The 8,964-nt window shown below is 66.6% G+C and carries 10 protein-coding genes; 6 read left to right on the top strand and 4 right to left on the bottom strand.

The genetic code is table 11. From position 1 onward, the window contains the following. From ABNS06_RS01475 to ABNS06_RS01460, 4 genes are all read left to right on the top strand, one after another. Nucleotides 1-218, top strand: a 218-nt coding sequence (locus ABNS06_RS01475; protein WP_348672187.1) for a hypothetical protein, incomplete at its 5' end; no start/stop codon positions are given. 24 nt (nt 219-242) lie between these two features. Continuing rightward, nucleotides 243-995 carry a ParA family protein gene (locus ABNS06_RS01470; RefSeq protein ID WP_348672186.1) on the top strand — a complete coding sequence of 251 codons (753 nt, stop codon included), beginning with the start codon at nt 243-245 and terminating at the stop codon, nt 993-995. Between the two features lie 54 nt (nt 996-1,049). Next, nucleotides 1,050-1,817 carry an SDR family NAD(P)-dependent oxidoreductase gene (locus tag ABNS06_RS01465; protein WP_348672185.1) on the top strand — a complete coding sequence of 256 codons (768 nt, stop codon included), beginning with the start codon at nt 1,050-1,052 and terminating at the stop codon, nt 1,815-1,817. 51 nt (nt 1,818-1,868) lie between these two features. Then, nucleotides 1,869-3,053 (top strand): acetyl-CoA C-acyltransferase, encoded by a 1,185-nt coding sequence (locus ABNS06_RS01460; RefSeq protein WP_348672184.1) that lies wholly within the window; start codon nt 1,869-1,871, stop codon nt 3,051-3,053. A 92-nt stretch (nt 3,054-3,145) separates the two neighbouring features. On the opposite strand, the gene ABNS06_RS01455 is transcribed toward ABNS06_RS01460, so the two are convergent. Further along, nucleotides 3,146-3,580 carry a DUF4399 domain-containing protein gene (locus ABNS06_RS01455; RefSeq protein ID WP_348672183.1) on the bottom strand — a complete coding sequence of 145 codons (435 nt, stop codon included), beginning with the start codon at nt 3,578-3,580 and terminating at the stop codon, nt 3,146-3,148. A gap of 32 nt (nt 3,581-3,612) precedes the next feature. Beyond that, complete coding sequence (serA, locus tag ABNS06_RS01450) at nt 3,613-4,848, bottom strand: phosphoglycerate dehydrogenase (protein WP_348672182.1); 1,236 nt, start codon at nt 4,846-4,848, stop codon at nt 3,613-3,615. A gap of 139 nt (nt 4,849-4,987) precedes the next feature. Here serA and ABNS06_RS01445 point away from each other — a divergent pair, with 139 nt between their 5' ends. Next, on the top strand, nt 4,988-5,272 hold the full coding sequence (locus tag ABNS06_RS01445; RefSeq protein ID WP_348672181.1) for a SelT/SelW/SelH family protein: 285 nt from the start codon (nt 4,988-4,990) through the stop codon (nt 5,270-5,272). A gap of 60 nt (nt 5,273-5,332) precedes the next feature. On the opposite strand, the gene ABNS06_RS01440 is transcribed toward ABNS06_RS01445, so the two are convergent. Next, nucleotides 5,333-6,586, bottom strand: a complete 1,254-nt coding sequence (locus ABNS06_RS01440; RefSeq protein WP_348672180.1) for a peptidoglycan-binding protein — start codon at nt 6,584-6,586, stop codon at nt 5,333-5,335. Nucleotides 6,587-6,698: 112 nt separating this feature from the next. Between ABNS06_RS01440 and ABNS06_RS01435 the strand changes: the two genes are divergently transcribed. After that, complete coding sequence (locus tag ABNS06_RS01435; RefSeq protein WP_348672179.1) at nt 6,699-8,021, top strand: MATE family efflux transporter; 1,323 nt, start codon at nt 6,699-6,701, stop codon at nt 8,019-8,021. Nucleotides 8,022-8,046: 25 nt separating this feature from the next. Here the strand turns inward: ABNS06_RS01435 and ABNS06_RS01430 are convergent. Then, a partial coding sequence (locus ABNS06_RS01430) for a GGDEF domain-containing protein (RefSeq protein ID WP_348672178.1) occupies nt 8,047-8,964 on the bottom strand: 918 nt, incomplete at its 5' end.

Genomic DNA, 8,964 nt, shown 5'->3' with positions numbered 1-8,964 from the left:
CACTGATCATGGCGGGCTGCTATTTCTATCTGTCGGCCACCGTTCTGGCGGAAGACCGTGGCGCCAACGAGCCACGCCTGCTGTGGACACTCCCGATCGGTGGACTGGTGCTGTCGATCTTCTTCGGCGAGGCCGTCACCCGGCTGATCGAGGTGGTCGAGGAAGCCATGGAGCAGATCGCCGACTCCGCGCCGGAAGAATCGCCGCCAACCCGATAGGCGACCCCGGGTAGAATGCGCGCCATGCAAACGCTGGCCCTCTACCACCTCAAGGGTGGCGTCGGAAAAACCGCCGCGGCGGTGAACCTGGCCTATCTGGCCGCCCGTGACGGCTACCCGACGCTGTTCTGGGACCTGGACCCGCAAGGCGCCGGCTCCTGGTATCTGGAAGCCGAGGCGGCCGAGTCCGTTGACGCCGACAAGCTGATCAAGGGCAAGCTGGCGGTCGGTCGTCTGGTGCGCCCCACACGCTTCGAGAACCTGTCGCTGATGCCGGCGGATTTTTCGCTGCGCTACCTGGACATCCTGCTGCGCAAGGTCCAGGGGCAGGACGCGCTCAAGCGCCTGCTGGCCCCGTTCCGGGAGATGTTCACGCTGGTGGTGCTGGACTGCCCGCCCAGTCTGTCGCACCTGGCGGCCAACATCTTCACCGCCGCCGATGCCGTGGCCGTCCCGATCGTCCCCAGTCACCTGTCGCTGCGGGCGTTCGAACTGGTTCATCAGGAATACAAGGCGCTGGGCCACAAGCCGCGCCGGCTGCATCCATTTTTTTCAATGGTGGATCGGCGTCGGCGGCTGCACAACGACTTGCTCGTGGACGCACCCAAGCGCCTGAAGCGGAGACTCGGAACCGCCATCCCCTATGCGTCGGTGATCGAAAGAATGGGGCAGGAACGTGCCCCTGTCGGCAGTTTTGCCCCGCGACACCCCGCCGCGCTCGCCTACGAGGCGCTGTGGGACGAACTGCGCGAGCGCCTGCCCGAGTTCTCTGCGTGAAGCGGGGATGCGGTAGGCTTTCGCCCCCCTGACAATCACGGAAGTGCAGCGCAGATGGAGTTGAAAGACAGTACCGTCCTGGTCACCGGCGGTGGGTCCGGACTGGGTGGCGCGACCGCTCGCGCCATTGTTGCGGCCGGCGGCCGTGTCGTCATCGCCGACGTCAACCGGGACGCCGGCCAGACCCTGGCCGAGGAACTCGGCGCATCGGCGCGGTTCGTCGCCACCGACGTGACCGACGAGGTGGCCGCCAAGGCCGCGGTCGACGCCGCGGTGGAACTGGGCGGTCGCATCGACGGCCTCGTGAACTGCGCGGGCATCGTCGTCGCGAGCAAGGCGGTGGGACGGGACGGGCCGCACGACCTCGCCTCGTTCACCCGCTGCATCCAGATCAACCTGATCGGCACCTTCAACATGATCCGTCTGGCGGCGGCCGCCATGCAGCAGCAGGAACCGAACGCCGCCGGCGAACGTGGGGTGATCGTCAACACCGCCTCCGTTGCTGCCTACGACGGCCAGATCGGCCAGGTCGCCTATGCCGCATCGAAATCCGGCGTGGTCGGCATGACGCTGCCGCTGGCACGCGAGTTCGCCCGGGCGGGCATTCGGGTACTGACCATCGCGCCCGGCCTGTTCGAGACCCCGATGATGTCCGCGCTGCCCGAAGCGGCACGCGAGGCGCTGGGCCAGATCACGCCGTTCCCGCCACGGCTGGGCAAGGCCGAGGAATTCGCCTCGCTGGCCTGTTACATCCTGACCAACACCATGCTCAATGGCGAGACCATTCGCCTGGACGGCGCCGTCCGCCTGCCGCCCAAGTAGGCGCGCCGCGACCGGACTTTCACGAGCGAACATGCACTTCGAGGACAAGCAATGAGTGACGATCCGATTGTGATCAGCGGCGCCATCCGCACGCCCATGGGCGGCATGATGGGCAGCCTGGCGGCCATGACCGCCTCCGAACTGGGTGCCCTGAGCATCGGCCAGACCCTCGCGGCCTCCGGCATCGCGCCGGACGCCGTGGACGAGGTGATCATGGGCAACGTGCTGGGCGCCGGCCAGGGCCAGGCACCGGCCCGCCAGGCCGCGCTGGGTGGCGGCCTGCCGACCAGCGCGAGCTGCCTGACCATCAACAAGATGTGCGGCTCCGGCATGAAGGCGGTGATGCTCGGCCATGACCTGCTCAAGGCCGGTTCCATCAACGCCGCCGTGGTCGGTGGCATGGAATCGATGACCAATGCGCCGTACCTGATTCCCAAGGGCCGCATGGGCTACCGCTTCGGCCATGCCGAACTGCTCGATCACATGGCGCTGGACGGTCTGGAGGACGCTTACGAGAAGCGCACGCCGATGGGCGAGTTCGCCGAGCGCACGGTGGAGAAATACGGCTTCACCCGCGAGGACCAGGACAACTTCGCCATCGAGTCGCTGCGCCGCGCCAAGCTGGCGAACGAGAACGGTAGCTTCGAGTCGGAGGTGATCGCGGCAACCATCAAGGGTCGCAAGGGCGATGTCACGGTCCAGCAGGACGAGCAACCGTTCAAGTCCGATCCGGCGAAGATCCCGTCGCTGCGCCCGGCCTTCCGCAAGGACGGCACGATTTCAGCGGCCACGGCCAGCTCCATCTCCGACGGCGCGGCCTCCATGCTGGTGACGCGCGAGTCGCAGGCGGGAGCACTGGGCATCACGCCGGTGGCACGGATTCTCGGCCACGCCTCGCATGCGCGGGTCCCGGCGGAGTTCACCATCGCGCCGGTATTCGCCATCCGCAAGCTGCTGGATCAGCTCGGCTGGACGGCCGACGAGGTGGATTTGTGGGAGATCAACGAGGCCTTCGCCGTGGTCGCGATGGCGGCGATGAAGGACATCGGCATCCCGCATGACAAGCTCAACGTGCATGGCGGCGCCTGCGCGCTGGGGCACCCGATCGGCGCCTCCGGCGCCCGCATCATGGTCACGCTGCTCAACGCGATGGAGAAGCAAGGCGCCAAACGTGGCATTGCCTCGCTGTGCATCGGCGGGGGTGAAGCGACCGCGGTGGCCGTCGAACGCCTGTAACCGCGACGCCCGGCCACGGCTGAACGCCGTGACCGGGCATCTGCGTCAGGCACGAACCCGGTCGCCGAGACACCTCGGCGACCGGAGTCCGACTATTCCACCGTCACCGTGATGGGAGCGGACAACACGGGCGGCTCATGAGGAATGTGCCGGTAGTCGCCCAGCAGCAGTTGCAGCCGGTGCTCGCCCGGCTCCAGGGTGACCGTGACCTCGGTCTGTCCACCGCCGAAATGCCGCACCTGATCGGTCGCCGGCAGCGGTCGATCCAGTGACGGCAGCTCCTCGAGATCGATCAGCAGATGGTGGTGACCGGTGTGGTTCTTGTCCACGCCGGCCGGTGCCACGCCCATGCCGCTGAGCCCGAACTTGATGGTGACGGTCGTGCCCACGATTTCGCCGTCCGCGGGCGAAATGATGTAGACACCGGCACCCTCCGGTGCTGGACTGCGATCCACGGCCTGGGCCGGTGCGCCAAGCAGCAGCGCAACCACTCCCAGCGACGCGACCCGGTGCGTCAGTGATTTCATCGAGGCTAACTCCTGTCGTCGTTCAGATCGCATTAGTAAAGCAGACGCGTGCGCAGCGTGCCCGGTAACGCGGCCAGCTGCTGGCGCATGGCGTTGGCGCCCTGGGCATCGGCATCAATGTCGATGACCACGTAACCGATCGCCCCACGCGTCTGCAGGAACTGCGCATCCACGTTCACGCGGCTGCCGGAAAAGACCTCGTTGACGGCCGACAGCATGCCCGGACGATTTTCGTGAATGTGCAGCAGGCGGCGGCTGCCGGCGTGCTCGGGCAACTGCACTTCCGGGAAGTTCACGGCGGACAGCGTCGAGCCATTGTCGGAATAGCGGATCAGCTTGCTCGCGACCTCGCCGCCGATGTTGACCTGCGCTTCCTGGGTGCTGCCGCCGATGTGAGGCGTGAGCAGCACGTTGTCGATGCCAACCAGCGGGGACTCGAAGCGATCCTTGTTGGTCTTCGGCTCCTTGGGGAACACGTCCACCGCGGCACCGGCGAGATGGCCGTCCTTCAGCGCCTGGGCCAGGGGCTCGATCTCGACGACCGTGCCGCGCGACGCGTTGATCAGCATCGAACCCTTGCGCATCGCGCGCAGTTCCGCCTCGCCGATCATCATCCGCGTGGCCGGCGTGTCCGGAACGTGCAGGGTCACGACATCTGAGCGTGACAGCAGATCATTCAACCCGGATGCGGGACGGGCATTGCCCAGCGCCAGCTTGGGCTCGACATCGTGAAACAGCACCTGCATGCCCAGCGCCTCGGCGAGCACGCCAACCTGGGTGCCGATGTGGCCGTAACCGACGATGCCCAGCGTCTTGCCGCGCACCTCGTAGCTGCCGCTGGCGGACTTCATCCAGCCGCCGCGGTGGCAGGCCATGTTCTTCGCCGGAATCCCGCGCATCAGCAGGATGGCCTCGGCCAGTACCAGCTCGGCGACGCTGCGCGTGTTGGAGTAAGGCGCGTTGAAGACCGGTATCCCGCGGCGCTCCGCGGCTTCCAGATCCACCTGGTTGGTCCCGATGCAAAAGCATCCCACCGCCATCAGCCGACGCGCTTGGGAGAAGACCTCCTCGGTCAGCTGCGTGCGGGAGCGGATGCCGACGACATGCGCGTCCGCGATCGCGGCTTTCAGTTCGTCGGACGGCAAGGAGCCATCGCGATAGTCGATCTGCGTGTAGCCGGCATCGCGCAGCGTGTTCACCGCGGACTCCGCGACCCCCTCCAGCAAAAGAATCCGGATTTCCTCGCGCGGGAACGATGTTGCGGTCATGCCTGGGATCCTGCTCTGACTGGGGCGCGCGAGTTTGCCTGAATTCGACCGCGAATCGAATGCCGCGGCCCAAATTGCACACGGATATAGCCGCAACTGGTCCTAAACTGATGTCGCCTCCGGTGAGACCGAGACGACCATGTCCGACAAACCCCGAATCGCCATCGAATACTGCACGCAATGCCGCTTTGTGCTGCGCGCGAGCTGGCTGGCCCAGGAACTGCTGTTCACCTTCGCCGACGATCTGGCCGAAGTCGCGCTGCGCCCGTCCACCGGTGGAGTGTTCCGCGTGCTGTTGGACGAGCAACCATTATTCGATCGCGCCGATCACCACCGCTTTCCGGATTCCAAGGAACTGAAGCAACTGGTCCGTGACCGGATCGACCCGACGCGCGACCTGGGCCATTCCGACCGGGGCGCGTGATGCTCCACGCATGAAAAAGCCGGGCGAATGCCCGGCTTTTTCACCATCACGATCAGTCGCCTACAGCACGCCCAGGCGCCGGATCGTTTCCATGGTCAGACCACCCGACGACAGCCCGTTATCGCGCTGGAAGCGCACGACGGCCGCCATGGTCTGCTGACCGATCCGGCCGTCGATCGGGCCGGGGTTGTAGCCGCGATCATCCAGCGCGCGTTGCAGCTTGCGCACCACGTCCGGCGTGGTGTTGGTCTCGCAGAGAATCGAACGCCAGGCGATCTTCGAGTCGGTGACCTTGACCGACGTGGAGACGGTGTCGTACTCGGCCGGGATGGTCTTGCGAACCTCCCGCGCGGGCTCGACCAGGCGCCGCACCCGGACGGTCTCGTACTCGGCCGGTGTGGTCACCTTCCTGACCTCCGCCGGACGCTCCAGCACCTTCTTGCGCACGGTGGTGTATTCAGCCGGAATCGTGATCTTGCGCGTCGACGCAGGCGTCACCAGCACCCGCTTCTCCACGTTCTTGTACTCGGCCGGCACCTCGACCAGGCAGAGAATCTCCCCGGTCGACTCATCCAGCTTCTCGATCGGCCCGCGACCCTTCTTCCAGGTCGTGTAGGCCGGTCGCACCAGCTGCCGCTCGGTCACGGTCTTGTACTCCGCCTGCACGGTATCGACCTTTTCGCTGGCGGGCTTCACCAGCACGCGCTCCTCCACCGTCCGGTAGACCGGCGGCGAGACCTCGACGATCTCCTCGCCGGCTTCCTTGACCAGCACGCGCTGCTCGGCCCACTCGTAGCGGGCCGGAATCACCTCGACCTGCTCGCTGGCCGGCTTGACCATCACCCGCTCTTCGCGCTGCTCGTATTTCGGCGGCGTCACGACGCGGGCATAGCACTCGCCCGGCTTGGGATTCGGCGGCAGCATTTCGCTGCCCACCGGCGAGCTGGGCGGTGCGGCCGGGGGCGATTGTTCCGCGAACCGGCGCGCGGTCTCGGCCTGCTGAGCCTGCACGCGCCGCTGCGCCTCCAGCTCCTGGGCCAGCGCCTGGTTGCGCGCCCGCTGCGTCGCCAGCTCGCGCTCCAGGTCGGAGTCCCGTGTGACCGTTACCGGCTGCACCGGAGCCGGCTCCCCCTGCCGGGCCTGATCCAGTTCCGCGGCCAGCGATCGGTTGGCCGCGCGCTCGGCGGCCAGTTCACGCTCCAGCGCGGCGACCTGACCATCATCCTCCGCGGTCGTGGCAAACGGACCGGTCGCACACCCCGTGAACAATGCAGCCGCGGCCACGGCCGCAAGCAGACCTGCGTTACGATTCATCATGACTCCCTGAAGATGGCGATCGCGTACATCCAATGATAGACCGTACGCCGATGGCCTTCGATGATCTCCCCGGAAACGTGAACCTTTCGTTAAGAAGGCTCTGGCCCAGATGCCCATAGACCGTCGCCGGACCATCCTGCGACTGGCGTGGCCGATCATCGGCGGGATGACCTCTCAGAACATTCTCAACCTGATCGACATCGCCATGGTCGGTCGCCTGGGCGCGCCAGCCCTGGCCGGCGTGGGCCTGGCGGGATTCCTGAACTTCATGGCGGTGGGTGCCATCACCGGCCTGGCCGCCGGTGTGCAGGCCACGTCGGCCCGACGCGTGGGCGAGGGCCGCCACGGCGAATCCGCGGTGCCGCTGAACAACGGGCTGATCATGGCCGTTGCCGCCGGACTGCCGCTTTCGGTGGGGCTGTGGTGGCTGGCGCCATGGATCGTCGACGCGCTGCTGGAGGACCCCGCCGTGACCGCGGAGGGGTCGGTCTACTGGCAAGGACGCCTGCTCGGCGTGATCGCGATCGGGGCGAACTTCTGCTTCCGCGGTTTCTGGAGCGGGGTCGGCCACACGAAGATTTATCTGCGCACGCTGGTGACCACGCACCTGCTCAATGTGCCGATCAGCTATTGCCTGATCTTCGGCAAGCTGGGACTGCCGGAAATGGGCGTGCTCGGCGCGGGACTGGGCACCAGCATCGCCGTCTGGATCGGGACCGCCATCTACGCCACCGTCGCGCGGCGACATGCGCAGGATCGCGGCTTTCTCCATGCGCGCGGACGTCCCGGCGACTTCGGCCGCCTGATCCGGCTGGCCCTGCCGAACTCGCTGCAGCAGGCGCTGTTCGCCGCCGGATTCTCGGTGCTGTTCTGGATGATCGGACAGGTGGGAACACCGGAACTCGCCGTGTCCACCGTGCTGATCAACGTGATGCTGGTCGCGATCCTGCCCGCCATTGGCTTCGGCCTGGCCGCCGGCACGCTGGCGGGGCAGGCGCTGGGCCGCAGCGAATCGGACGACGCCCATCGCTGGGCCTGGGATGTCGTGCGCCTGGGCTGCCTCTGGCTCGCCGCCATCGGCCTGCCGATGCTGTTTATTCCGCGAGTGCTGCTGGGCACGTTCCTGGACGAGGCGTCGCTGGTCGAACTGGGCAAAATCCCGCTACAACTGTTCGGCGTGGGGCTGATCATCGACGGTGCCGGCATCATCCTGATGCAGGCGCTGCTGGGTGTCGGCGCCAGCCGCAGCGTGATGTTCGTCGCCGTGGGCCTGCAATGGCTGCTGTTTCTGCCCGTCGTCTACGTGCTCGGGCCGGTGCTGCACTACGGACTGGTCGCCATCTGGCTGGCGATGTTCGTGTGGCGCGGTCTGCAGACGGGGCTGTTCGTGTGGCTTTGGCAGCGGGGCGACTGGCGCGAATTGCGCGTCTGAACAGCTCCGTGCCGCGATGGCTGATTTAGACCGCGATCAGATGAAGTCCGGTCGGCGTGTCCTCGGACTGCGCCAGCCGCAGCGCCTTTTCCGCCAGATCGATGAATTCCGACACACTGCCCAGATCGCTGGGCCGACCGATCGCGATGCCCGCGCTGACCGTGCTGTGTCCCAGTGGCGAGGACGGATCGGTAATGCTGGCGGTCCGCACCTGCATGCGCAGGCGATCGGCCAGTGTCCGGGCCGCGACCTCGTCGCCTCCGGTGGCGATCACCGCGAAACGCTCGCCTCCAATCCGACCGACAAATTCGTTGGAGCGACGGACATTGCCCAGCAACGCCTGCCCAACCTGCTTCAGCACGTGCGGATTTTCGACGGCCTCCTGCCCCGGGGGGCGCTCCAGGGCCAGAATGATCAGCACCAGCGCTGTGTCGTCGTTCATCGCCCAGTTCCAGCTGCGATCCAGTTCGACCTGCAAGGCCTCCTGCGATGGCAGGCCGGTTTCCTCATCGGGTGAGCGCAGGCGGATGACCTCACGCTCCAGCCCCCGTTCGCGGGACACCTCGCGTCCCACGCAAATCATGTATTGACGCGGCCCATAGGCGACGCGGCGGGCGCGAATCTCGATGGGCATCCGCCGCCCGGGGCCGTTGAAGACCTCCAGCTCGACGGTGGCCTGACCGTAGTACTCGATGGAGGCCCGAAGGCGGTTCCATCCCGTCGGACCCGCGGCAAACAGGCGTTCGGCGCTCAGCCTTCCGGCATGAACCTCGCTACGCTCCGAAGACGTGATGCGACGAACCTCGGCATTGGCTTCGACCACCTTGCCATTGCTCATGTCGATGACGAACAGATAATCGCGGCATTCGTCGGCGAGCGAGAAAAACAGCTCCAGCCGCTGTGCGTGCTCGGCCATCTGCGCCCGCACGCGGGCACTGCCGAT

Source organism: uncultured Abyssibacter sp., from assembly GCF_964000955.1.
Taxonomy (GTDB): domain Bacteria; phylum Pseudomonadota; class Gammaproteobacteria; order Nevskiales; family OUC007; genus Abyssibacter.
This window is presented reverse-complemented; position numbering and strand designations above follow the sequence as displayed.

Excerpts from the sequence above, each read along its gene's own strand:
- ABNS06_RS01435 (WP_348672179.1), top strand. The coding sequence starts at position 6,699 with ATGCCCATAGACCGTCGCCGGACCATCCTGCGACTGGCGTGGCCGATC.
- ABNS06_RS01460 (WP_348672184.1), top strand. The coding sequence starts at position 1,869 with ATGAGTGACGATCCGATTGTGATCAGCGGCGCCATCCGCACGCCCATG.
- ABNS06_RS01440 (WP_348672180.1), bottom strand. The coding sequence starts at position 6,586 with ATGAATCGTAACGCAGGTCTGCTTGCGGCCGTGGCCGCGGCTGCATTG.
- ABNS06_RS01470 (WP_348672186.1), top strand. The coding sequence starts at position 243 with ATGCAAACGCTGGCCCTCTACCACCTCAAGGGTGGCGTCGGAAAAACC.
- ABNS06_RS01445 (WP_348672181.1), top strand. The coding sequence starts at position 4,988 with ATGTCCGACAAACCCCGAATCGCCATCGAATACTGCACGCAATGCCGC.
- ABNS06_RS01465 (WP_348672185.1), top strand. The coding sequence starts at position 1,050 with ATGGAGTTGAAAGACAGTACCGTCCTGGTCACCGGCGGTGGGTCCGGA.
- serA (WP_348672182.1), bottom strand. The coding sequence starts at position 4,848 with ATGACCGCAACATCGTTCCCGCGCGAGGAAATCCGGATTCTTTTGCTG.
- ABNS06_RS01455 (WP_348672183.1), bottom strand. The coding sequence starts at position 3,580 with ATGAAATCACTGACGCACCGGGTCGCGTCGCTGGGAGTGGTTGCGCTG.